This window comes from Shewanella sp. Koi 1 (assembly GCF_052907445.1).
The window spans coordinates 3,692,847-3,717,803 of the sequence record NZ_JBREJM010000001.1 but is presented as its reverse complement, the minus strand read 5'-3'; the positions used below and the strand labels follow the sequence as shown (position 1 = coordinate 3,717,803).

Below are 24,957 nucleotides of genomic sequence, written 5' to 3'. Positions count from 1 at the left end.
GACCTGAGCAGATTGATTTGCATAGCAAAAAAATATTAATTGAATATTAATTTGTAATATCGTGTTTTAAATGAAATATCTTTATTATTTGGTACTTTATCTGATAAAACACTAATGATAATGATTTGCGTTGTTTTTGTTGCTCTACTAGAATCGCCTCCAAATTATGTTAATAACTCTTTGGAGCTTTGTTTAAATGCGCACATCTTCTCGTCATCGCCTGAGTGTCGTCGCTGCCTCTGTGCTAACACTCGGTATCTGCCACACTGCCACTGCGGGTGAAGATTTATTTGGTTATGTCAAAGGCGCTGAGGCTATGCCTAAAGAAGCCATTGAACTCTATCAAAAAGTGACGTTGCGTAACGACAAAGGCCAAGGCACTTACCGTGGTATTAATTACGAAACTGAGCTGGAATACGGTGTGACCGACAAGTTTGCGGTATCGGGTTCGGCTAAGTTTATGTCTTTAGATACCAGCGGCTTAATCATCGATGGTTATCTGCCGAAAGAGAAAAACATTGGTTTTGCCACCTCTGGCGCTGAAGTCGGCTTAAGCTACATGTTTTTAAGTCCTGCCAAGGATGATATCGGTCTGTCTATGACTGCCTCTTTAGACTATGACTGGATTGATGTGCACTCTGGTCAAGACAAAGACACCCTGTCACTCGATTTAGGCTTACAGACTCAAAAGTACATGCTCGAAGGCGAGTTAATTTGGGTTGGCAACCTTGGCATGGAATCGACCTATGCCGACCGTGCGCCAATTGCCAATTTGCCTGAAGACTTTGATTGGTCAACCGACCCTGAGATGGAACTGGAGCTGAAAATGGGCACTGGCCTGAGCTACCGTTTCGCGCCTAACTGGTTTATCAGTGCCGAAGTGTTATTCGAGACTGAATTTGAGACTGAGATTGGTCAAGAGCGTTGGTCATTCTTCGCCGGCCCTTCATTGCACTATGGTAGCGCCGATTGGTGGGCGACCCTCACTTGGTTACCCCAGTTAAGTGGTGGCGGTGAGCAGTACGAAGGTCAAAAGGACACCAGTCTGCATCTGATTGAAAAAACGGAACAAGAAGTCAGATTAAAAGTGGCATTTAACTTCTAATTTGTACTTTGCTCATAGGCAGGGCAGCGTGGCTCTGCCTGCGATGAATCAAGCTTTTGCTTTAACACTAGGTATTGAAATGGCGCATACATATCTGAATAGCTTGTGGTTTATGCCAATGGTCATAGTTGCCGCCCCTGCATTTTCTGCGGATTATTTAACAGTGGCCCAAGCGCAGGCGTTGATTTTTGATAAGGCAGCGGTATTTAGTGAGCGTCCAACCTTACTGAGCTCCGATGCGAAAGATCAGATCAAAGATTTATCGGGCGTTCGCCAACGCCAAGATCAGCAACCTATCTGGAAAGTTGAAAAGGATGGTCAGTTTCTCGGTTGGTTTGTGGTGGATGATGTTGTCGGTAAACATGAGTATATTACCTACGCTATTGGCATTAGCCCGCAGGGTGAAGTGCTCGGGTTAGAAGTGCTCAGTTATCGTGAAACCCACGGCGGCCAAGTGCGTGAAGCGAGTTGGCGCGATCAATTCCACGGTAAAACCCTCAAAGATCCCTTTAAACTCGATGAGGATGTCAGCAATATTAGTGGGGCCACATTAAGTTGCCGTAATTTACTCGATGGCGTAAAACGGTTACTTGTTATCCATCAACTCTTTTTGTCGCAGTCAGTCGCATAGTGATACGTAGAGCCAAACCCTTACTCGGTACCTTAGTCGAAATTGCCGCTGAGTCCGTTGCCGAGCACAATGCTCATCCTTCACTGGATGAGTCTGCCCTTCAAGCCGCTATAACAGCGGCTTTTTCGCGTGTGGCCCATATTGGCCGCTTACTCAGTTTTCACCAGCAGGATAGTGAGCTGAATCTACTGAATCGCCAGCCGGGGCAGTGGATATCCTTAAGTCCTGATAGCCTGAGGGTGTTGAAGCTCGCCAAGTGGTTTGGCAGGGCTAGTGACAACTTCTTCAACTGCACTGTGGGCGGCGAGATGATGTCCCGCGGCGCCTTGCCTGCTTATCTCGGAATGCCGCTGCTGTTGCAGGGAGATTGGCGAGATATTGAAATCCAAGCGGATAAAGCAAGGTTAGCTCGCCCACTGATTTTGACCTTAGATGGTATCGCTAAAGGCTATGCGGTCGATATGGCGGTCACTGAATTGCGACGGGCTGGCGTGTGCGGCGGCTGGGTGAATGCGGGTGGTGATTTAAAAGTGTTTGGCAGCGCTTCATTAAATGTGTTGTGCCGTGGTCCGAACGGATTGAGTCAAAAGATCAACGTCAGCAATACCGCCCTTGCCAGTTCGCGGGTTTCTCAGCATTTAAGCCATGATTACCCCGCGTTATTGTTACCGACGGGCAATTTAGACGAGCAGCGGTGTGCCTGCGACCAAGAAAGGGTTGTGAGTGTTCGCGCACCGTTTGCCTGGCGCGCCGATGCGTTAACTAAGGTCGCGGGTTACCTTGACGATGCTACTGCCGCCGCAAGAATTCAGCAGTTGGGTGGCGATTTAGTCAACTTCGCGCCCTAAGATTTGTCGGTAACGCTTTCATCACTCTTTAGTTTTTTTGACGATATAAATAAAAATGAAAAAATTAAGTGGTTATCCCAATTGGTTTTTCTGGTTGATTATCCTTGCCATCACAGTGACGGGCCTTACGGGCTTATTTATGTTGCCTTGGGTGATGGAGTTTAAGCTGCAGTGGGATGTGGATTTTGGTCTGAGCGGGGATCTGCGCTTACCCGCAGTTGTGATGCATGTGCTGCTCGGCTGGCTGATGCTCATGTTGCTCGGCGCACTGTGGCATAGCCATATTCGTGCAGGCTGGCGTAAAAAGCTTAATCATAAGAGTGGATTAGTGATGTCACTCAGTTTGTTGGCATTAGCGTTAACGGGTGTTGGCTTGTATTACTTAAGCTCTGAATCGGCGCAGTTGGCCGCGAGTTTGTTACACACCTTTTTAGGGCTGTTACTCTGTGGTGGCTTTGGTTGGCATTATTGGCACGGCCGGCAAATTCGCCAGCAATCCTTAACGCGCCAACGTATCCTCTAATCGATAAAAAAGAGTGCCTAGGCACTCTTTTTATTGGTCTTTGAGTAACGCTAAGCCTGGTACATCTGGGCGCGTTACTTTCCTTAAGCGACTTTAAAGCGTGACACTTCTTTTTGCAGATTGCTGCAAATGGTTTGGGTGTTGACGACGATTTGCTGAGTCTCTTGGATAACGGTATTGCAGTAGCGGGTTTTGTCAGACAGCTCGGTCAAGTTACGATTGATTTCTTCGGTCACATGGGTTTGCTCTTCGGTGGCCGTGGCGGTTTGTGTCGACATTTCACTGACCTTAGAGGTGGAGTTCAGGATCTCATCTAAAGCATCCTGTGTCTGACTGGCGAGGGTCACGGTCGAGTTCGTGAGGCTGGCGCCCGATTCAATGCTCTTAACCGCATCATTCACGCCCCGTTGTAACTCTTCAATCATTCGCTGAATATCTTGGGTCGAGGTTTCGGTGCGGCTCGCCAGTGTCCGCACCTCATCGGCAACCACCGCAAAGCCCCGACCTTGCTCACCCGCACGGGCCGCTTCAATGGCGGCGTTGAGGGCGAGTAGGTTAGTTTGCTCTGCAATCGAGCGGATAACATCCAATACGGAGGCGATATTGGCGGAATTGACTGAGAGTTTTTCAATAACCGCTACGGCTTGTTTCACCGACTCTGACAGCTGCTGAATATGATTGACTGACTGGGTGAGAATGTTTTTACCTTCAATGGTTTGGTCATTAACCTTAGTGATTTCGGTGGCGGTATGCAGGGCGTTGCTGGCGACCTCTCGCACCGCGGCACTCATCTCATTCACCGCCGTGACTATGGTATCGACAAACTGTTCCTGCTCGTAACTGATGCCTATGGTGGTGGTTGATTTTGTCGCTAGGTTTTCAACGGTTTGGCTGACATCTTTGGTTTGGCTGATAATCGCGATAACCATTTGCTGCAATTGGGCAACGAACAAGTTAAAGGCATTGGCCAGCTCACCAATTTCATCTTGGCGGGTGATGGGTATACGCTGGGTTAAGTTTCCGTCGCCATCGACAATATCCTTGATCCTATCGGTAATATCACGAATAGCATTGACGATAATTTTGGGGCCAAAGTAGGCAATCACTAGGGCAACTATGGCGACTAAGGTGGCTATGGTGACCGAAATTTGGGTTTGCGTGGTGGCCTGCTCTGAGGCCTGTAAATCGAGTTCTTTAACGCGGTTATCGGCGGCTTCACCGGCGGCGTTGTAGATACTCCTCAGGGCCTTAAACTCTTTTTTAGATTTGTTTTCATGGAGTTGTCTTGCCTGTTCGAGGTCATTGTTTTTCACTGCATTGATCACTTCCGATGAGGCTTGATACCAGAGCGAAAACTGCGCCTCAAAACCGCTGGTGGACTTTATCACCTCTAAATGGTCTTGCAGATAATTTTTAAATTCCCCCATGCGATCACGCGCTTGGTCGACGTTTTCCTGCCAATTGTCTATCTCACTCTTACGGTTCTCGTTGCTGAGTTCGGGTCGAAGCAAAATTTCCTCACTCAGTTGGGCCTGATAAAGATCGCGGTCGGCGTTAAGAATGGCCGAAATTGCCGGATTAAATCGTTGGCTAAATTCCTGCATTTGCTTAAGGGTGGTGCGGTTTTGCATCGCATCCGTCACGGCCATCACAATTAAAGCTGTCGCCATAATGGCAAACATCAGTGAAAACTTTACTCTAATGCTATTAAACATGGGACTCTCCATAACTCTCTGACAAAACGACTTATTAAATAGCTTAGTCGCTATTTGGTTGTTTGCAGCAGTCGGCGAAAAGTCTGTATTAGAAGCGATGATAAAAAACGCCCCAAGGCTTTGAGGCGTTGAATACAGCAATTTATTCGGTACAAGCGATGGGGGCTATGGGTTTCATCTTAGGTTTTACCTGCACTAACATCACCCCAATGATGACCATAGCGCCGCCTAAATAGTGATAAACGGCTAAGGTTTCATTCAAAATGATCGCCGCTAAGATAGCCGCGAGGATTGGCAGCAAATTGAAGAAAATGCTGGTGCGCTCGGCACCTAACTTGCTGATGCCATTAATCCAGGCCCAAGGTGCGATGAGTGAAGCCCCCAGAGCGGCATAGAGTATTAACGGTGCGGCTTGACTGCTAATGGCGACACTGGGGGCGCTAAACAGCAGTGGGGTTAACATCAACACGGCAATAAGCCCTTGAATATACACTGACTCCCACGTCGATATCGGCAATTGCCAGCGTTTAAGCAATACTCCATAAAGCGCGTAGACAAAGGCGCTGATGAGTAACAGTAAATCCCCTTGGGTCACGCCGATGGCAAGATTGGCCATATCGCCGTGGCTTAACATAAACACTAAGCCCAAGAGCGAAATCACAGTGCCACCAAAGACTAAGGGTGTCAGCTTTTGTTTAAGCAGTGGTACGGCTAAAAACAAGCTCACCATTGGCACCAGCGAGTTGATTAGGGCCATATTGGTAGCAGTTGTTGTTGCCGCCGCAAAATAAGCAAGACTCTGGTTTAATACCATGCCTAAGGCGGCTAAGGTGGCGAGTTTGGGCAGTAATGGTGCAATCGTTTTACGCTTGCGCCAGACGGGTTTTAGCATAAATGGGGTTAACACTAGCATGGCAAAAAACCAGCGATAAAAGGCTATCGCTTCGGGGGCGATGATCCCAAAGGAGAGTTTGTTAACAATGGCATTGCCCGCCCAAATCACGACGGCGAGCAGGGGAAATAAATACAGCATAGATTAGTCTTAATTGGCGTGAAGACGGGGTTAGCCGAAAGGGCATAAACCCGATGTCATAGGTTGGTTGCTATTATCTCTGGTCTTTTATGATATAAATATCGCTTATAAGACAATGTCAGTTCGTCGGCGGACAATCCTTTTTCGGCTAAAGCCCCTGTATGCGCCCCGAATCGACTCGCTATTATGGAGAACAGTGGAGTACTGATGCGCTCGGTTTATCATCCGCTCAGGGCGGAACAAGCACCTGTTGCCGATATTTTCTTTAACTATGAAGCTTTTCTCCCTAATACCATCACCCCCAAACACAGCCACGTTTGGGGGCAATTACAGCTGATCAGCGGCGGTATTATGGAGCTGCATGCCGCTGGGCAGCGATTTTTATCGCCATCCCAATATGCGATTTGGGTGCCGGCGGGGATAGAACATGAGAGCTTTACTCGCCGCAGTATCCATTATTGCTCGATGAATATAGTGGCTAGTCGTGCGGGTGTTTTTCCGGAGGAGACCTGTCTGCTGGCGGTCACCCCCATAGCGCAGGCGATAGTGAACGATCTAAGGGAGCGGCAAGTCCGAGTGGCCGAGAGCGAAGCGGATAAACGTCTGGTTGAGGTGTTAATCGACCAATTGATTTTAGGTCAGGCACAGCCGCAATTTTTACCCTCGAGTCGCGATAAATTATTACAGCCCATTTTGCAGCAACTCGAACTCGACCCCGCCAGCCAAAAGAGCCTTAAGACCTGGGCGAGTGAGCTGCATACCACAGAGCGCACTTTGGCTCGGCGTTGCCAAGACAGCCTTGGGATGAGTTTTACCGAGCTGCGACAGCGGCATAAGTTTATTTATTCGTTACAGCTATTACGTGAAGGATTGGCAATCAAGGAAGTGGCGCTGACCTTGGGCTATAACCAAACCTCACCTTATATAGTGATGTTTAAAAAATATGCCCAATATTCGCCTGAGCAATACCGCCGTCAACTGGGATAAAAAAGAGGGCGCGGTAGTCACCACGCCCTCTTACAAATAAAGAGAGGATTTAAGGGATTTTTTACACAGGGATTAATCGGAGTTTTTCTGTCGATTCCGTTTATCCTGACGTTTCTCTTTTAAGGTTTTCATCGGCGGTTTTTTCGCTTTTTCTTTACTCATGACAAATACTCCTAACTGAACTTAAACTCAGCAAAGTGATACTCAGTAAAGTGAAACTTCATAAAATGAGACTATCGAGTGTAGCGCCGCATTCCCATCGATAGTTTATTCAACTCTATCCGTCGATAAAGTTAAATGGTAAAAGTCGATGACCCATAATTTACTTTCACTCCTTGATGATTTTTACATAAGCGCTGCCATACTCGGTAAATAGTCAAGAGGTTCTGATATTGGGCCATCGGCTTTAATTCATTACGCGGCCTGTTAATAACTTCAAAATAATGCTCTCCTGCTTTTATATTATGCTTATGCTAAATGCCGCCGCAAATAGCGATTTAAAAGCATGCTGCCACTGAAATTTGAACATGCTTTATTCTGAAAATGCTATTTTCCCTCTAACTTATTTCTTACAAAGGGCGATATTCTTCACCATAAACAGTACGGGTTTACCTAGAATATTGACTTCGGCATATTCGCCCTTAGTGCGTCCGAGTAGGCTGACACCGAGATCGGAGATCACCGAGTAGCGTCCTGCTCTGGGTTTGTGCCTAGGTGGATACACCAGCTCGATACGGTATTCCTGCTGGTCCTGTTGATTAATCAGTAAAATTTCTCGTCCAACCGTCACTTTATCTAGGGTTTCTTCACTTTTGAGTTGATCCAGTTTTGCAATCACTGCGGCTAATGAAGTCGGGCGCAGTGAGGCATTAAAACTGTTTTGCAGGTAATAGGTTTCAGTTTTCAACATAAAAGACTGAAATAGATTGCTAAAAAAAGAATAAAACATAACTACCCCAAAATATGAGCTAGATAACTGCCATGCCCCAAATAAACATGGAAGCGATAAAATTAAATGTGGGTATTAGATGCCGAGTGCGAGTGGCACTCGGCTTAAACTGGAAATTTAAGTGACAGGCGTACAGCGTTAGCTAAATAAATTGCACGATTCAGCTTTAAAAAGATTGGCTTAATTGTGAATAATGAAAATGCATTTTTTAACATAGTGCTACATCTCCATCTAAAATTAAGGCTAAATTAATCATTCAGTGCTTGATGATTAATCACTAATTAATGACCCATACCATAGGCCAACTAAAAAAATAAAGCAAGCATGATAATATTTAAAATAATGATCATTAACCAGTAAAAGAATATTTATTATTTTAGTGAATGATAGGCCTTCTTTTTTGGCATTTGTCGCACATTCTTAATGTAGATCTGAAAATTATTTAGACTTCTAGATGTCCATCTGTTAGCTTGGCTACAGTGCACAAATCTTGTGCGATCGGAGCATCAATTTGCGTAGCGCACACCCTCGATTTGCCTTGGGGAGTGGCTATGTTTGAGGAACGGCTTGGGGAATTTATTGGGGAAGGACACAAAGATGAAACTTGAATCACTGGCGTTACACCACGGATATGAATCAGAGGCGACCACGAAAGCCGCTGCGGTACCTATTTATCAAACCACTTCCTACACCTTCGATGATACCCAACATGGTGCTGATTTATTTGACTTAAAAGTCGCAGGCAATATCTACACGCGGATTATGAACCCGACGACCAGCGTGCTCGAACAGCGGCTTGCGGCCATTGAAGGCGGCATAGGCGCACTCGCACTAGCCTCGGGAATGGCGGCCATTACCTATGCGATTCAAGCCCTTACTCAGGTGGGGGACAATATTGTCAGTACCAGCCAACTCTATGGCGGCACTTATAATCTGTTTGCCCATACGCTGCCGCGCCAAGGAGTCGAAGTGCGGATGGCAGCCTTCGATGACTTTGAAGAGCTTGATGCCTTAATCGATGCCAAGACCAAAGCGCTATTCTGTGAGTCCATCGGTAACCCCGCCGGCAATATTGTCGACCTTAAACGTTTAGCCGAGATAGCCCATAAACACGGCGTGCCTTTAATCGTCGATAACACTGTCGCCACCCCTGTTCTATGTCGCCCGTTTGAGCATGGTGCCGATATCGTTATTCATTCGTTGACCAAATACATTGGCGGCCATGGTACGACGATTGGCGGTGTGATTATTGACTCGGGCAAGTTCGATTGGGTGGCGAACAAAGAACGCTTTGCTCTGCTGAATCAAGCCGATCCTTCCTACCATGGCGTGGTGTATACCGAGGCCTTTGGCGCCGCAGCCTTTATTGGACGTTGCCGTGTGGTGCCGCTGCGTAATACTGGGGCGGCGCTTTCACCCCACAGTGCATTTTTGCTGCTACAAGGGCTGGAAACCTTGAGCCTACGTATGGATCGTCACTGCTCGAACGCCTTGGCATTAGCCGAGTACTTGATACTGCACCCTTCGGTCAGTTGGGTGAATTACGGCGCTTTGCCGAGCAGCCCTTACCGTGAAAATTGCCAAAAAATCACTGGCGGTAAAGCCTCTGGGATCATCAGTTTCGGGATTAAAGCGGCCACTCCCGAGGAGGGAAAAATCGCTGGTGGCAAGTTTATCGACGCGTTGCAGATGATTTTGCGCTTAGTGAACATTGGTGATGCCAAGTCGCTGGCTTGCCATCCAGCCAGCACCACCCACAGACAGTTGGATGCGAACGAGCTTGCCAGAGCCGGGGTGTCTGAGGACTTAATTCGAATCTCCGTTGGCATTGAACATATCGACGATATTATTGCCGATGTGGCGCAGGCGCTAGAAAAAGCCTTGGCTTAAATTAGGGCGTGTTGACGTTTCGAGATTAAATTTTGTTCGTTCTGGCAAGCACGTGCTCGCGAAACGAGGAATGAAGTGTCGTTATTCTACTCAAATGACGAGCTGCTCTTATGACGGAAAGTAAGAGCACCTACTTGCCAGACGACCCCTTCGGGCAGCATTTGGCAGGCGTTTCTGCTGCGTTAGCGTCCGTTTATGTAGAATAACTACACTGCACGGACTTTGCCTTGCATAAAAGCCAGCCAAATTGCTGCAAAAATAACTCTGAAACGTCAACACGCCCTAGCAGATTGATTATTTGAATGAAAAGGCCGCTATTGTTAGCGGCCTTTTACTTTGCATTACTGGCGACTTATTGGTTTGCTTCTTGTAGGCGATTACGCGCCTTTTGATAGAAGTAAGATACGGTCAGTAAGATCACCCCAATCACCATAAAAGCGATAACCTTTTGCACTAGCTCGAAGGATGCCATATCCAGCAATAACACTTTGAGTGTGGCTAAGGTAAAGAGTCCGGCGGCGAGGCGGATCATATCCGCATGCTGGGGTTTTAGGCTGATAAACATCAACACGCTGCCATGCACGACCAGCAGAATGGCACTGAGTGGCGCGGCAATAATATTATCGAACGTATAACTCCAAGTGAGATAACTCAATGCGAGCAACCCGTGCCAGCCCCATTTGAGCCACTGCAGTGGTAAGAAACGCTGATGCAAACGAATAGCGACGCCGCGGCGTAAGATAAGTAGCGCGAGCAGTGCTAATGCCATCAATTCACAGAGGAATAGTAAGGCGTTATTCAAGTCCAATCTTAACGATATCTCAAAGTGCAGCATTATCGGCAGTAGCGCTAGCCCCAGGCAGAGCCCGTAGGCCAAGCTGTAGCTTGAGCGCACCGCGGCTTGGGTTTCGATGGCTAAGTGCGCCATTAATCCCGTTTGCGTGGCGCCATGTTTGGCGCGTCTTTGGAGCAAGAGTGCAAAGTAGCCGCTCAAAGCTAATGCTGTCATCGACCATGCCACTACATCAACACGATTAAATCCATAGACCAATACGGCCAGCACCAGCGCGAAATAATAAGGGCTAAGTTGCCATTGCAGGGTTAGCAGTGATGCCCAAGGCTTGGCAAGCTTGCGATAACGCAGCAGTACAAAGCCCATGACTAGGGCGCCGATGAGCAGCGCGATAAGCCCTTGCCAAACTTCAAATAGGCACAAGCTGGCGGTGGTGAGTATCGCCAGCCAAGTCAAAATCTTGGCTTCAATCTCAAGGGCTTTATGCTTGATAACATAGGCAAGGGCGAGGCTGAACAAACTGCTAAGCCAGAGTGCAACCGCGGTAAATTCCCAATAACTGCGCATTACCTTAGGCAAGAAGAGCAGCGGCAGTAGCAGATAACAGCCGAGCTGTATCTGCTTGGCGGCTTGGGCGAACAGCGAACTTGGATAATGCTTACGATACCAATAGTGGGCCAGCAGCAGGGCGGCGAACAATTCGATGCGTGCCAGCTTGGCTATCAGTGGCTGCGCACTAAAGCTCAGGCTGTCAGTAAGGGTCACGCCTTCAACCACAGTAAATAAGAGCGGTAGTAGCAAGAGCCAAGCGGCAAACTCGCTGACCATCAACTTGTCTTTACCACTTAAATACAACAGCAACAGACTCACAAGCGGGATGATGGCGAGATAATAATCGCTGCTGACAAGGAAAGCTGCCAGCAAAAGGGTCGCCGCATAAAAACCGCTGAGTAACTCTTTGAGTAAATAGCTCAGTTGCAGCTCAAGCCGTGACAGTGGTAACTCATCATTGGCTATTTGGCGGATAACAAATAGCAGTGCCGCCGCGCTTAAGGCTAAGGCGAGCAGCGGGAACCCAAGTGCCGCCATAGGCGTTCGCTCGCCAAGTCCGAGTAAGGAAAAACCTGTCAGCACCGCATATAAATTGAGCATAAGCCCTGTTAGCAATAACACATAGGCTTCGGCGCGTACCGAAATCAGTTTCTCCTTAAGGCCAATCCAGAGCAGGAGCAATGCTTCGAGGATAAGTACTAATCCGAGAAAATCATGGCTTAATAGATAAAGGGCGGCAAAAGCGGCAAAACTGCCGCCAAAGACTAATAAGAGACTGCGTTGGGACGGGGTGAGTCGAGACTTAAGCTTAAGGTATAAGCCCGCACAGATGAGTGCGTTAGCGATAAAAATCTCCCCGGCAAATGGCGTAAATTGGGTGATTTCGAAGAGAGCAAATGCCAGTAGGGCTATCGGCAGAACGAGGGCTCTATGGCTGAGTGAGGTCGTTGAAGGATTGACCATAAACCCATATAGACCATAGAGATAAAACAGTGCGTTAATGCTCACTAGGGCGAGCACTGCAGCGCCGCCCCATTGGGTGAGCGGTAAATCGACAAAATAGCTGAAGGCTTCGATGCAGGCGATATGCAGGAAGGCGGTGATTTCAAGCAGTAATGGCCAGTGTAATTTACGGCTTTGGGCGAGGGCGCCCGCACCAATCAGTAGCAGATAGGGAATATACAGTAACGGCGCATAGCTTTGGGATAACAGCATCATAGGTGCCATCGAACCGCCGACTAAGGCTATCACGGCTATGACCTTGGCATCGAGCCGCATCGACAGGCCATAGCCCGCTAAGGTAATCAATAGCAGCAGGATAAAGCTGGCACTATTGGGGATAATCTCAAAGTAAGGGCCAATAAAATAGGCGCAGAGATAGTTTAGGATGAGGCCTAATCCGACAATCCCAGAGCCAAAGTCGGCCATGCCCGCCCTTTTTTGGCGGATAAAAATCCCGCCCGCAATGATCGCATTGGCGCAGCCAAAACCCAGCAGGGCTTTACCGAGTTCGGAAAACCAATGGTTGATTGAATATTGCAGTAGATAACCAAAACCCAGAGTTAGGGTGATGATGCCCGCGACCGTCATCAAAAACACTGGGCCTAAGCCCTTGGCTTGATAATGCTGATAAAAGCCTTTGACCTGTTCGCTGATGGCCGCAAATGGCGCCATGATGACGGCAACGCCTTGGGATAAGATGGTCTCTAACTGACTTGTGGCCTGCACACCCACTTCAAGTCCGGCTTGCTGAGAAAAGGCCTTATCTTTCTGCGAATCATCCTGCTGCGAATCCTCAGGTGAATGCATGGCTTTTGAGGGAGCCTTTGCGTGGCGCTGCCAAGGATCGTCTTGCCAAGGATTTGCCTCGGGCATTTGCGGCTGGATATGGGGGGTAAGCTCTTCAGATTGCAGCGAAACGCGCTCATCCCCTGAATCAATCGTCGTGCCGAATGGTGCCGTGATATCGTCCACACTCGCGGATGGGGTGGTGAGAGGGCCATTGTCTTGCTGCTCAAGCTGAAGACTGATGCTGTCGAGCTTGGCCGAGAATTCTGCCAGTTGGCGGCTGAGTGAAGATTGCTGCGACAGGTGCTGCAGTTTTAACTGTGCCAATTCTGCCTTGAGTTGGTCAACGTCATCCTTTAACGGCATCTCAATATCCTAAATATGCTTTCCATATCCATGGGGCATAAAAGTCTAAGTGACTCACTTTTATGCATTTGCTGCCAAAGATTGTACTGACAACTTAGGGGGACGGCTAGCGAAAGCCGTTATTCAGTATGCGCTGATGCTGGAATGAAAAGAGAGAGCAAAGATAGCGCCATTATTTTGGCCTATCTTTGCTGAGCTAAAGCGGTTATTTCTGCGCTTGCAGGATCACAAATTTGCCGTTGGAGGCAACAGTAGTGCAGTTTTTAAATAAACGCTGCAATTTCACGTGGTAAGCCAAGTGGCGATTACCCACTATATGTAAAATGCCGCCATTTTTGAGTCGGCGACGCGCGTCTAAAAACATCTGCCAAGCAATGTGATCGGTAATCGCCTCGCCCTGATGGAAGGGCGGGTTGCAGAGTACTAAATCCGGCTCCACTTCATCGGGTAAATGGGTCATACAATCGTCCCAATGAAAATAGCCTTTTTCATTGGGGAGTTGGTTGTTTGCCCAATTGGCTTTTGCCGAGGCCACCGCCATTTCGGAATCATCAATAAAATGGATTTCGGCATTTGGGTATAACTGGGCGGCACGCAGACCGAGCACGCCATTACCACAACCTAGGTCGACAATTGTTTTAAAATCGCCCTGAGGGAGGTTATCCAACATAATGCGCGCGCCGATATCGAGTTTATTGGCGGCAAACACATTGCTTAAATTGCTGATGTGGAGATTAAATTCGGGAATATCCCAAGTGATTTCCTTTGGTAAGGCACGTGGCTTACCATCGCTAATACAGGTGATGACGCGGGTTTTCTTCCACGCGAGGCTGGCGCTCGCTGGCCCTAAGTATTTGGCAAAGACTTCCAATAAGCTGGCGTTGATTGACTTGGCTTTTGCACCAACCAACACTTTACTGCCCGCGGGCAACACTTGGGATAAGCGCATTAGCTGGTGGGCAAAGTAAGTGAGGTTTTTAGGCAGCTTCATCAACACGAGGGCGAGATCGCCAGGCAAGGCATCGCGACTGGTAAACCAGGTGAGGTTATCCATAGGCAACTGATTGCGATGATGATTTTGCTCTGCACCTAAAAAACTGGTTCTGGCATCGCTTTCGACATTTAGTGGCCAATCGGGAGTGAGCCGCGATAGGGCACAGCTTAAGGCGCCAAAGCTGTCGTTGATAATGGCCGTTGGCACAGCGGTTTGTCCGCCTTCGACTAGGGTGTTAATCAAATGCTCGTCTGCCGCATCCCAAGCTTGGAGATTGGATTCCTGCGAAGCGGGGTAGCGAAATAGTTCAAGCTCAATCCCTGCCACTGAAAATTGTGTCGTCATCTTTGTACTATGCCAATAAAAACGGCGCCAATAAAAATGCTGCCAATAAAAATAAGGCGCAGATTATCGCAGATTTCCGCTCATCGTGCGATGCTTGCCTGAGGTTGTGTATCCGCTCGCGCATTCATGGGTAATTGAGCGGGGTCAATCACGTCGTCAGTTGTAATAAGGTGCTGCATGAAACAAGTCGATTTAGGACTCGAGCCTGAGGTCAATATTGAAGCTGCTAGAGGAAGCTCTTGTGCTCATAGCCAAGATGCGGCACAGGTCGAGCCGCCTATTACCTTAATTAGGGATTATTTGAATGTGGCGCAGCAACATGCCTTACTCAAGGAGGCCGAATCTTACCCGCTGAGCCGCCCACAAATCCAAGTGTTTGGGGAATATCATGCCATTCCAAGGTTGCAGGTTTGGTATGGCGATGCGGGATGCGACTACTTATATTCAGGGCTATTTATTCGTGCTCTGCCTTGGCCTAAGTATTTGCAAAAATTGCGCGACAAACTGCAGCGGGATTTTGGCCTAGGCAGCAATGGTGTGTTAGTGAATCGCTATGCCGATGGTCAAGATTGCATGGGCGCCCACAGCGATGATGAGCCCGAGATTGCAAGCGGCACTGACATTGCCTCTATCAGCCTTGGCGCCTCGCGGGATTTTGTGATTAAACATAAACACAGCAGGGTGAAATACACTATTAGCTTACACAGTGGTGACTTACTGATCATGCACTGGCCAATGCAGCAAGATTGGTTACACAGCGTGCCTAAGCGCTTAAAGGTTAAGGAACCCCGTTGGAACTACACCTTTAGGCAATTGATTGTTAATTATCATGGCTGATTGAAAGCTAAATCATTTCATACTGTTGCTAAATTGGCTCAGTTTAAAGCCGCAAAGCTGACGTTGGGATTTGATCTTTTGTACTTGAAGCAGTACTCTGCGGCCACTGGATTTTCCCATGTTGAGATTTGAATATGTCCAATACCCATGCGCAGGGCACAGTGGCACAGACCATTGATAAGAAGCTGACTGAAAGCTTCTCGCCAACTCATTTAGAAGTCCTTAACGAAAGCCATCGTCACCATGTTCCGCCAAATTCAGAGACTCACTTTAAAGTGGTTGTCGTCAGTGATGAATTTGAAGGCCTTCGCTTACTTGCCCGCCATCGTTTGGTAAACAATTGTTTAGCCGATGAATTAGCGAACGGTGTGCATGCACTTTCTATCCATACCTTCACTCAGAGTGAATGGGCTAAGGATGTTGAAGTGCCTAAAACGCCAAATTGTCGCGGTTAATTGCGCCCCTGATTTTATAAAAGCCACGTTATCAACGTGGCTTTTTTGTTTTAGGTCAAATTGAGGAAATTATTGGGTTTCCCTCCCTAACTTTATGTGTTAACAATATGTTTTATTTCAGCAGCGTTAAGCGTTCGTTGTTCGATAAAAGCACGCTAATTTTCATACTGTTAACTGGTTATTTGTCTTCTGGGAGAGGTTTGATGCGTCATTTGGGGAGTCTATTGCTTGCGGTATTATTGATTGGACTCGGTGGGTGTAATCCTGCGCCTTCAAAGACCGAACAGATTTCTGCATCGCCCCATCCTGACTCGGCTCCCGCCAAAGAGGTGATTGAGTGGCGCTTAGCCACGTCGTGGCCGAAAAACTTTGCTGGTTTAGGTATGGCGCCTGAGCGTTTTGCTAAGCTGGTCAACGACATGTCCCATGGCCGTTTACAAATTCATGTGTATGGCGCGGGTGAACTCATGCCTGCCTTTGCGGTATTCGACGGGGTGAGCCAAGGTAAAGTGCAGATGGCCCACGCCGCCTCCTATTATTGGAAGGGGAAAGCGCCCGCCTCACAGTTTTTTTCTTCTATCCCCTTTGGCATGACGGCCCAAGAGATGAACGGCTGGCTGCATTATGGTGGCGGCATGGCACTGTGGGAGGAAGTCTATCGTCCCTTTGGTATTATTCCATTAGCGGGGGGCAATACGGGCATGCAGATGGGGGGCTGGTTTAATAAACCCATCAACACTATTGCCGACTTTAAAGGCTTGAAGATCCGTATGCCAGGCCTCGGGGGCGAAGTGCTGAAACGTGTCGGTGCCGTTCCCGTTAATATGGCGGGCAGGGAGCTTTATGGCGCTTTGCAAACGGGGTCGATTGATGCGGCTGAGTGGGTTGGGCCAGTTAATGACCTTGCCTTTGGCTTACATAAAGTCGCCAAATATTACTATTATCCCGGCTGGCATGAGCCTGGCTCCAATATGGAGTTCTTGATCAATAAAGCCGCCTTCGAGAGTCTGCCCGAAGATTTACAGGCCATAGTCAAAGGCGCGGCGCGTGCTATCAATCAAGATATGTTGGACGAATACACCACGCGTAACGTGACCGCCCTTGAAACCTTAGTAAAAGACGAAGGTGTGGTGCTGAAGGCATTCCCGCCAGAGGTGCTTAGCGAGCTTGAACGTATTTCACAGCAGGTCATTGAAGAACAGGCGGAGCAAGACCCTATGATGCGCAAAGTGTACCGCGCTTACCATGCGTATGAGCAAGGGGTGCGTGAGTATCATAAGATTTCTGAGGATGCTTACAGCCTGCAGCGTCAGCACTAATGCTGCTAATTTGAACAAAATGTTCATATTAGCGTCTGATTGATATGAGATGATTTCATCTTACATTATCTTGTTATCGACCGAATCCATTTGGTGTTATGCTTGCGCCCATAAACCGATAGCGGTTGTATCGCCCTAAGAATTTGGAGAGCCCTATGCCATTACTTGATAGCTTTACCGTTGACCATACACGGATGAATGCGCCTGCCGTGCGCGTTGCCAAACATATGAGTACCCCCAAAGGCGATGCCATTACCGTATTCGATCTGCGTTTTTGTGCACCGAATAAAGATATCCTCAGCGAGCGCGGTATCCATACCCTAGAGCATTTGTTTGCGGGCTTTATGCGTGATCATCTTAACGGCAGCGATGTTGAAATTATTGATATTTCACCAATGGGATGCCGCACTGGTTTCTACATGAGCCTGATTGGTGAGCCCAGCGAGCGCCAAGTGGCCGATGCATGGCTTGCCTCTATGGAAGATGTGCTCAAAGTGGTTGAGCAATCTGAAATTCCTGAGCTTAACGAGTATCAATGTGGTACTTATCAGATGCACTCGTTAGAACAAGCACAAGATATTGCCCGCAACATTATCGCCGCAGGCGTGAGTGTTAACCGGAACGACGACTTAAAACTCAGCGATGAGATCTTAGGTCAACTCTAAGCTTTGCTGCGCTAGCGATGTCCAAAGTGTTAGCGTCAAGAAAGCGACATTCGTCGCTTTTTTTTTCGAGTAAATTCAGCTATTTTACAAAATAACAACAAAAACGCCGTACGCTAACAAACACTTTTGGGAGCTTGGTATGTCCAGTCGCTACTTTGTGATGTCGCTGACCGCGCTTGCGGTTTCCTGTGTTTACCCTAATAAACTTAATGCAAATCCGCTCCATTCTCAGACGCTCGATCTGATTGAACTCAATAACCTGTATCACTCCAGTGATGATGGGATGCAGTTGAGTTACTTAAACAGCCTAACCTTATTGCGAGCCGACCACAGCGGAAACAGTGCGAATATCAGTATGCGCTCCGCCAGCCAAGGAGTAGCTGTGATGCAAGATAGGGTGTATTTTTCACCCGCGCCTTATTCGGCGCCGCAGTTGCAGTTACTGCCTAACCTTTTACTACAGCAAAATGTCACGAGTACACCACTGGCAAATATGACGGTAGGCGGGCAGGGGGCCTTTGGGGTAGTGAATTACCAGAGCCTTGAAATTGCCGACCAACCTCAGTCTGGTAGTTTTCAGGTTGAAGGCACAACGGATTCCGACTTCAATGCCGGCATGACTTGGGGTGTTAAGCAAAAGGAATATGGAGCCTTATTCGCGGCGAATTATCTTCAAGAACAAGGTGATGCCAATTTTTTCAACGGTAGCGATGCCGATAGAAAAAAAACTGACCTGCTGTTTAAGGTCAACGCCGCCAGTTTGCTCGGGGCTCGTAGTCCGCAGCAAACAGAATTTACTTACCAATTTATCGATGATGACAGCTATCGCTCGCAGCTTGGTATCACGGCAGCGGACTGGCAACAGGATCCCTTACTCTTATATTCGGCAACGGCACAAGATAACCACCAGGGACGGCAGCACAAGTATCAGCTATCACACCAAGTGGATTTAGGCGGCAGTAAAGTGATCACTGACTTTTACTATCAGTCCTATTCACAACAACTGAACCAACTTGGCTTGTTTAATGGGCAAGAGATTGACGCTGCAACGCTTGCGGACATCGCCGCCTTTGACCGTGCGCCAACCGCGGATGTTAATGATGTCGCTCTGCTCGTCCAAGACAACGATTACAGCGCCTTTGGCGCCCAGACCCAAGCCATAAACCAATACGGCGAACATCAAATTATTTACAGCGCTCGTTATCATACGGATAAGGCCGAAATGCACTTTGGCGAGCAAACCGCGTTATGGCAAGCGGATAGAAGTCTGATGGCTGATGAGTCAAACGCCCTGTTCGCTTATACCGATGATGCCACTGCGCTGACGTCGGCCATCGATTCGTTATTCCGCTGGCAAGGCATGCAAATCAAGTTAGGGCTTACTTACGAGCATGTGACTGTCAATCGTGAAGTGAAGCAAGCGTTTGCGGGGCTGGATGAAGCGGATTTCTCCGATAGTGATTGGATGCCGCAATTAGGTGTTCTCTATGATGCGGGCGATTGGCGTTTTAGTACCGATATCCGTCGTGCCTGGACTGCGGCAAGCGCGGGGAATACTACCCAAGAGGCTCAGGTGTCGCTTCATTATCAAGTGAGCGCCCAATATGCGCGCGAAGGGATAAAAGCGGATTTACGGGCCTATGTTCAAGAGTTCGATAATTTACATGTGGACTGCGATAGCTATTCGATGTGCGCCGATGAACGCTTGTTAACCCAAGAGAATATTCCCGATGTGCTCACCTACGGCGTAGAACTTGGCCTTGGCTATCGCTGGGATCTGGGTGGGGTAGAGCTACCCTTAGGGCTAAATTATCAATATCTTAGCGCCGAGTATCAAACCAGCACTTGCACCGATGTTCAAGGCTGTGTTCTGGAGGGAGAGAGATTGGCTTGGTTACCCGAGCATCAATTGCAATTGAGTGCGGGGGTTAACTACGGCGAATATCAACTAAATCTTGAGGCGGCCTATCAATCGGAGCGGAATTTCAGCCAATTTGGCAGCGAATTGCAACAGGTTTCGGGCCAATGGCGGGTCGATTTAGCGGCAAACTATGATTTTGATAAACACCATAGGTTGTATATTCGCGTCGAAAACCTACTCGATGAGTCCTTAGTCACCACAGCATCAAATAGCGGAATTCGGTCTGAAAATGGACGGATCAGCTATTTGGGTTATCAATGGCGTTTTTAAACTGAATTAAATCTTGTTTAAAGATTATTCAACGAGAAAGCGAAATGGTCGTATTAAGCCTCGCCATAAAGAGGTATCGACCTTTCGCTAAATTATTTCTTTTAAAATTAATGTTATAGTATTTGACGACCGTAATATTTTCTCTTTCTGAGCCCTCATTCGGTCGGAAGGTGAACGCTGTAGCGCATGATTCTTTTAAATCCTTATTTGAGGTTTGAAATCACCTATAATTTTCGTGGCGATGCCACGGCAATTGGGGTAAAATGCGCGCGACCAGCGTGATTGCGATCGCATTTCTGTGATAAATCTGCGCTAGCTCAATGCAGTAGGTTTTGTTTAAAACCTCAGTATTTAGCAGGAACGCGGCGCATTGTCTTTCCTTCAAAACGTAGTGCTTGTGGATATGATTACAATTAAGAAAGGATTGGAACTGCCTATAGCAGGCGGACCAGAGCAAGTTATCCATAATGGCCCAGCCATTAAACATGTAGCTACTTTGGGTGAAGAGTATATTGGCTTACGTCCAACGATGAAGATCAAAGTGGGCGATAAAGTACAAAAAGGTCAGGTGATTTTCGAAGATAAGAAAAATCCTGGCGTAAAATATACGGCTTTAGCCAGTGGTACTATATTAGACATTAACCGGGGCGCCCAGCGTGTGCTGCAGTCTGTTGTTATTCAAGTAGAAGGGAACGAAAGCGTTGCCTTTGCTAAGTATGACGCCACTGCTCTCGATACGCTAGACTCGCAACTGGTCCGTGACAACCTGATCGAATCAGGCTTATGGACTGCATTGCGTACACGTCCTTTCAGCAAAGTGCCTGCCGTAGATTCTTCTGCCGCTGGTATTTTTGTAACCGCGATTGATACGCAACCCCATGCCGCCGATCCTGTTGTAGTGATCCGTGAGCATAAAGAAGATTTTGCTAATGGTCTTAAGGTCTTAGCAAGACTTACCGAAGGTAAAGTTTACCTTTGTAAAGCGCCTGGCGCCGATATTCCTGCCGCTAATGCCCAAGTTGAAGAATTTGCCGGTGTTCACCCTGCGGGTCTTGTTGGTACTCATATCCATTTCCTACTTCCAGCTTCTGCAAAACGTACTGTTTGGCATGTCGGTTACCAAGATGTAATAGCCATTGGTCAGCTATTTACTACCGGTCAACTGAATACCGAACGCGTGGTCGCTATTGCCGGTCCTAAAGCGGCTAAGCCACGTTTGGTTCGCACTGTTTTAGGTGCAAGCATGACTGAACTGACCGCGGGCGAAACCTTAGATGGTAACGTACGTGTTGTTTCAGGTTCTGTGCTGAATGGCCGTACTGCTGTAGGTCCTCAAGGATATTTAGGTCGTTACCACGCGCAGGTGAGTCTGTTAGAAGAAGGCACTGAAAAAGAATTCTTTGGTTGGGTGTTACCAGGCTCAAACAAATACTCTATTACCCGTGCATTCCTTGGCCACTTAAGCGCTTCTCGTCTGTTCAACATGACAACGAGCACTGGTGGTTCAGACCGCGCTATGGTGCCAATCGGCAACTACGAGCGTGTAATGCCATTGGATATTCTTCCTACTATGTTGCTGCGTGACCTGATCTCAGGTGACTTTGACGGTGCTGCCACTTTAGGCGCGTTAGAGTTGGATGAAGAAGATCTCGCACTGTGTACGTTCGTATGTCCAGGCAAATATGACTACGGTTCATATCTGCGTGACTGTTTAGATACGATCGAGAGGGAAGGCTAATGAGCTTGAAAGATTTTTTCGAACGTATTGAACCCGACTTTGAAAAAGGCGGTAAATACGAAAAGTTTTATGCCCTCTTCGAAGCGGCATACACCATTTTTTATACGCCGGGTAAAGTGAACAAGGGTAAAACCCATGTTCGCGACAACATCGACCTGAAACGTATGATGATCACGGTTTGGGCCTGTGCCTTCCCTGCGATGTTCGTGGGTATGTACAACGTAGGTTTGCAAGCACAACTTGCGTTAATCGCGGGTTTTGCAACGCCTGACGTATGGCAAGTGAGCCTGTTCGGCATGTTCGGTACCGAACTGACCGCCAACTCTGGCTGGCCAGCACTGATGTGGTACGGCGCATGTTTCTTCCTACCTATCTACGCGGTGACTTTCGCCGTAGGTGGTATTTGGGAAGTGCTGTTTGCCGCTATCCGTGGCCACGAAGTTAACGAAGGTTTCTTCGTTACCTCTATCCTGTTCGCGTTAACCCTGCCAGCAACTATCCCATTGTGGATGGTGGCCTTAGGTATCACCTTCGGTGTGGTTGTGGCTAAAGAAGTGTTCGGTGGTACTGGTCGTAACTTCTTAAACCCAGCATTAGCCGGTCGTGCCTTCCTGTTCTTCGCTTACCCACTGAACATGTCTGGTGACACTTCATGGGTTGTCGCTGACGGTTACTCTGGTGCAACGGCTCTGAGCCAAGCGGCAGCGGGTACTTTAGATTACACATTCAACCAAAACTGGTGGGATGCGTTCTTCGGTTTCATTCCAGGCTCTGTGGGTGAAGTATCGACTCTGGCGATTCTGTTAGGTGGTCTGGTTATCATCTATACCCGTATCGCTTCATGGCGCATCGTTGGCGGCGTGATGGTCGGTATGATTGCTATCTCTACACTGTTAAATGTGATCGGTAGCGACACTAACCCAATGTTTGCAATGCCTTGGTACTGGCACTTAGTGTTAGGTGGTTTTGCATTTGGCATGATGTTTATGGCGACTGACCCAGTGTCTGCGTCGTTCACTAACCAAGCTAAATGGGCATACGGTATCTTGATTGGTGCAATGGCTGTGTTTATCCGCGTGATTAACCCTGCATTCCCAGAAGGCATGATGTTAGCGATTCTGTTTGCTAACTTGTTCGCGCCATTGTTCGACCACTTCGTGGTTCAGGCAAATATCAAGCGGAGGATTGCTCGTGGCTAGTAATAAAGATTCGTTCGGCAGAACGTTATTTATCGTCGTTGGCTTATGTCTAATTTGTGCGATATTCGTGTCGACAGCGGCAGTATTACTGCGCCCAACTCAAGCAGAAAACAAGCTGCTTGATAAGCAAAAGTACATCCTCGAAGCTGCGGGTCTGATTGACACGAAAGCGGGCAAAGTAACCAAAGCTCAGATTTTGGATACTTACAGCAAGCACATCGAAGCTAAGTTAGTTAACTTAAAAACCGGTGATTGGGTTGAAGGTGTTGATGCCAACACATTCGATCAACGCAAAGCGTCTCGCGATGTGAAAACCTCATTTGTACCTGAAAACGACATCGCTTCTGTTAAGCGTGTTGCTGAAGATGCAGTGGTTTATTTAGTGCGTGACGAACAAGGTAAGTTAACCAGTGTGATCCTGCCAGTTCATGGTTATGGCCTGTGGTCGACTATGTATGCTTTCCTCGCGTTAGATGCTGATCTGAACACGATTCAAAGCTTAGTGTACTACGAGCAAGGCGAAACCCCAGGTCTTGGTGGTGAAGTGCAAAACGCTCAGTGGAAAGCGAAATGGCACGGTAAGAAGTTATTTGATGAGCAAGGTAACATTGCAATCAGCGTAACTAAAAACCCAGCTGTTGCTAGCACTGAATACGGTGTGGATGCATTATCCGGCGCGACTCTGACCAGTAACGGTGTTCAACACTCTCTAACATTCTGGTTAGGTAAAGAAGGTTTTGCGAGTTTCATTGAAAAAGCACGCAATGGAGGTCTCAGCTAATGTCTGACGCTAAAGAACTGAAACAGGTTCTGACTGGACCTATCGTCAACAACAACCCGATTGCATTACAGGTACTTGGTGTATGTAGTGCGTTAGCGGTAACGAGCAAGCTCGAAACTGCACTGGTAATGGCGTTGGCATTAACTGCGGTAACAGCGTTTTCTAACCTGTTTATCTCAATGATCCGTAACCATATTCCTAGTAGCGTACGTATTATCGTACAGATGACCATTATTGCCTCTCTGGTAATCGTGGTTGACCAATTGCTGCAGGCTTATGCTTATCAGATTTCTAAGCAGTTATCGGTATTCGTGGGCCTTATCATTACGAACTGTATCGTAATGGGTCGCGCTGAAGCCTATGCGATGAAAACACCGCCAATGATGAGCTTTATGGATGGTATCGGTAACGGTTTAGGTTACGGTGCGATTCTGTTAGCCGTTGGCTTCGTGCGTGAACTGTTTGGTAACGGTTCTCTGTTCGGTGTTCAAATCCTGCACAAGATCTCTGAAGGTGGCTGGTATCAACCAAACGGTCTGTTATTACTGCCGCCAAGTGCGTTCTTCCTGATCGGTATTCTGATTTGGATTATTCGTACCTATAAGCCAGAGCAAGTTGAAGCAAAAGGGTAATTTGAGATGGAACATTATATTAGCCTGTTAATTCGCTCTGTTTTCATTGAAAACATGGCACTGGCCTTCTTCTTAGGTATGTGTACTTTCTTAGCGGTATCGAAGAAAGTGACTACCGCGATGGGCCTAGGGATTGCGGTAGTTGTAGTGTTAACTATCTCTGTTCCTGCTAACCAAGTTATTTACCAAGGGCTGTTAGCTCCTGGCGCACTGGCTTGGGCTGGTGCACCTGAAGCTGACTTAAGCTTCTTGAAATTCATTACCTTTATCGGTGTGATTGCGGCTTTAGTTCAAATTCTGGAAATGGCACTGGATAAGTACTTTCCTCCTTTGTACAACGCGTTAGGTATCTTCTTACCTCTGATCACTGTGAACTGTGCGATTTTCGGTGCGGTATCATTCATGGTTGAGCGTGACTACAAGCTGGGCGAAAGTGTGGTGTTTGGTTTCGGCTCTGGAGTAGGTTGGGCATTAGCTATCGTATTGATGGCCGGTATCCGTGAGAAGCTGAAGTATGCCGATGTGCCGAATGGCCTGCGTGGTTTAGGTATTACCTTTATTACCGCTGGTTTAATGGCCTTAGGTTTCATGTCGTTTTCTGGTGTGTCTCTGTAAGAGACA

Annotated in this window: 21 protein-coding genes; 16 read left to right on the top strand and 5 right to left on the bottom strand. The window is 47.7% G+C overall.

What is annotated here, in order from left to right:
• The first annotated feature begins 196 nt into the window (after positions 1–196).
• The 4 genes from ACUZ8J_RS16450 to ACUZ8J_RS16435 all read left to right on the top strand — a co-directional run bounded on the left by ACUZ8J_RS16450 (position 197) and on the right by ACUZ8J_RS16435 (position 3,107).
• Positions 197–1,105: a DUF6662 family protein gene (locus ACUZ8J_RS16450; RefSeq protein WP_011621714.1), complete on the top strand. Its 909-nt coding sequence runs from the start codon at positions 197–199 to the stop codon at positions 1,103–1,105.
• A 79-nt stretch (positions 1,106–1,184) separates the two neighbouring features.
• The gene (locus tag ACUZ8J_RS16445; protein WP_011625395.1) at positions 1,185–1,736 is read left to right on the top strand and encodes an FMN-binding protein; all 552 of its coding nucleotides are present in this window, start codon (positions 1,185–1,187) and stop codon (positions 1,734–1,736) included.
• Positions 1,736–2,584 carry an FAD:protein FMN transferase gene (locus tag ACUZ8J_RS16440; RefSeq protein WP_446694379.1) on the top strand — a complete coding sequence of 283 codons (849 nt, stop codon included), beginning with the start codon at positions 1,736–1,738 and terminating at the stop codon, positions 2,582–2,584. The genes ACUZ8J_RS16445 and ACUZ8J_RS16440 overlap by 1 nt, the downstream gene beginning before the upstream one ends.
• Before the next feature lie 55 nt (positions 2,585–2,639).
• A complete protein-coding gene (locus ACUZ8J_RS16435; RefSeq protein WP_086904340.1) occupies positions 2,640–3,107 on the top strand; it encodes a hypothetical protein in 468 nt (155 codons plus the stop codon).
• A gap of 83 nt (positions 3,108–3,190) precedes the next feature.
• On the opposite strand, the gene ACUZ8J_RS16430 is transcribed toward ACUZ8J_RS16435, so the two are convergent.
• Positions 3,191–4,822 (bottom strand): methyl-accepting chemotaxis protein, encoded by a 1,632-nt coding sequence (locus ACUZ8J_RS16430; RefSeq protein WP_446694378.1) that lies wholly within the window; start codon positions 4,820–4,822, stop codon positions 3,191–3,193.
• A 142-nt stretch (positions 4,823–4,964) separates the two neighbouring features.
• The gene (locus ACUZ8J_RS16425; RefSeq protein WP_086904338.1) at positions 4,965–5,855 is read right to left on the bottom strand and encodes a DMT family transporter; all 891 of its coding nucleotides are present in this window, start codon (positions 5,853–5,855) and stop codon (positions 4,965–4,967) included.
• Positions 5,856–6,062: 207 nt separating this feature from the next.
• Here ACUZ8J_RS16425 and ACUZ8J_RS16420 point away from each other — a divergent pair, with 207 nt between their 5' ends.
• Positions 6,063–6,842, top strand: a complete 780-nt coding sequence (locus tag ACUZ8J_RS16420) for an AraC family transcriptional regulator (protein WP_446694377.1) — start codon at positions 6,063–6,065, stop codon at positions 6,840–6,842.
• Between the two features lie 562 nt (positions 6,843–7,404).
• On the opposite strand, the gene ACUZ8J_RS16415 is transcribed toward ACUZ8J_RS16420, so the two are convergent.
• Positions 7,405–7,791 carry a GreA/GreB family elongation factor gene (locus ACUZ8J_RS16415; RefSeq protein ID WP_446694376.1) on the bottom strand — a complete coding sequence of 129 codons (387 nt, stop codon included), beginning with the start codon at positions 7,789–7,791 and terminating at the stop codon, positions 7,405–7,407.
• A 597-nt stretch (positions 7,792–8,388) separates the two neighbouring features.
• Between ACUZ8J_RS16415 and ACUZ8J_RS16410 the strand changes: the two genes are divergently transcribed.
• A complete protein-coding gene (locus ACUZ8J_RS16410; RefSeq protein WP_446694375.1) occupies positions 8,389–9,681 on the top strand; it encodes an O-acetylhomoserine aminocarboxypropyltransferase/cysteine synthase family protein in 1,293 nt (430 codons plus the stop codon).
• Between the two features lie 352 nt (positions 9,682–10,033).
• Here the strand turns inward: ACUZ8J_RS16410 and ACUZ8J_RS16405 are convergent, their stop codons facing one another.
• On the bottom strand, positions 10,034–13,180 hold the full coding sequence (locus ACUZ8J_RS16405) for a DUF2339 domain-containing protein (protein ID WP_446694374.1): 3,147 nt from the start codon (positions 13,178–13,180) through the stop codon (positions 10,034–10,036).
• Positions 13,181–13,385: 205 nt separating this feature from the next.
• A complete protein-coding gene (locus ACUZ8J_RS16400; protein ID WP_446694373.1) occupies positions 13,386–14,519 on the bottom strand; it encodes a methyltransferase in 1,134 nt (377 codons plus the stop codon).
• A 177-nt stretch (positions 14,520–14,696) separates the two neighbouring features.
• On the opposite strand from ACUZ8J_RS16400, the gene ACUZ8J_RS16395 reads away from it, so the two are divergent.
• The 10 genes from ACUZ8J_RS16395 (at position 14,697) to nqrE (ending at position 24,951) form a co-directional block, all read left to right on the top strand.
• Positions 14,697–15,356 carry an alpha-ketoglutarate-dependent dioxygenase AlkB family protein gene (locus ACUZ8J_RS16395; RefSeq protein WP_446694372.1) on the top strand — a complete coding sequence of 220 codons (660 nt, stop codon included), beginning with the start codon at positions 14,697–14,699 and terminating at the stop codon, positions 15,354–15,356.
• A 134-nt stretch (positions 15,357–15,490) separates the two neighbouring features.
• Entirely contained in the window at positions 15,491–15,811 is a 321-nt protein-coding gene (locus ACUZ8J_RS16390) for a BolA family protein (protein ID WP_011621726.1), read from the top strand.
• A 203-nt stretch (positions 15,812–16,014) separates the two neighbouring features.
• Positions 16,015–17,130 (top strand): TRAP transporter substrate-binding protein, encoded by a 1,116-nt coding sequence (locus ACUZ8J_RS16385; protein WP_446694371.1) that lies wholly within the window; start codon positions 16,015–16,017, stop codon positions 17,128–17,130.
• Positions 17,131–17,285: 155 nt separating this feature from the next.
• Positions 17,286–17,795, top strand: coding sequence for an S-ribosylhomocysteine lyase (gene luxS, locus ACUZ8J_RS16380; protein ID WP_011625409.1), 510 nt, complete (start codon positions 17,286–17,288; stop codon positions 17,793–17,795).
• Between the two features lie 139 nt (positions 17,796–17,934).
• A complete protein-coding gene (locus ACUZ8J_RS16375) occupies positions 17,935–19,986 on the top strand; it encodes a TonB-dependent receptor domain-containing protein (RefSeq protein ID WP_446694370.1) in 2,052 nt (683 codons plus the stop codon).
• Between the two features lie 403 nt (positions 19,987–20,389).
• Positions 20,390–21,724 (top strand): Na(+)-translocating NADH-quinone reductase subunit A, encoded by a 1,335-nt coding sequence (locus ACUZ8J_RS16370; RefSeq protein ID WP_055647166.1) that lies wholly within the window; start codon positions 20,390–20,392, stop codon positions 21,722–21,724.
• A complete protein-coding gene (locus tag ACUZ8J_RS16365; RefSeq protein ID WP_011716068.1) occupies positions 21,724–22,923 on the top strand; it encodes an NADH:ubiquinone reductase (Na(+)-transporting) subunit B in 1,200 nt (399 codons plus the stop codon). Before ACUZ8J_RS16370 ends, ACUZ8J_RS16365 begins: the two co-directional genes overlap by 1 nt.
• Positions 22,916–23,704 (top strand): Na(+)-translocating NADH-quinone reductase subunit C, encoded by a 789-nt coding sequence (locus tag ACUZ8J_RS16360; protein ID WP_011621732.1) that lies wholly within the window; start codon positions 22,916–22,918, stop codon positions 23,702–23,704. Before ACUZ8J_RS16365 ends, ACUZ8J_RS16360 begins: the two co-directional genes overlap by 8 nt.
• Positions 23,704–24,336 (top strand): NADH:ubiquinone reductase (Na(+)-transporting) subunit D, encoded by a 633-nt coding sequence (locus ACUZ8J_RS16355; protein ID WP_011621733.1) that lies wholly within the window; start codon positions 23,704–23,706, stop codon positions 24,334–24,336. Before ACUZ8J_RS16360 ends, ACUZ8J_RS16355 begins: the two co-directional genes overlap by 1 nt.
• A gap of 6 nt (positions 24,337–24,342) precedes the next feature.
• Positions 24,343–24,951: an NADH:ubiquinone reductase (Na(+)-transporting) subunit E gene (gene nqrE, locus ACUZ8J_RS16350; protein WP_006080469.1), complete on the top strand. Its 609-nt coding sequence runs from the start codon at positions 24,343–24,345 to the stop codon at positions 24,949–24,951.
• Positions 24,952–24,957 lie beyond the last annotated feature (6 nt).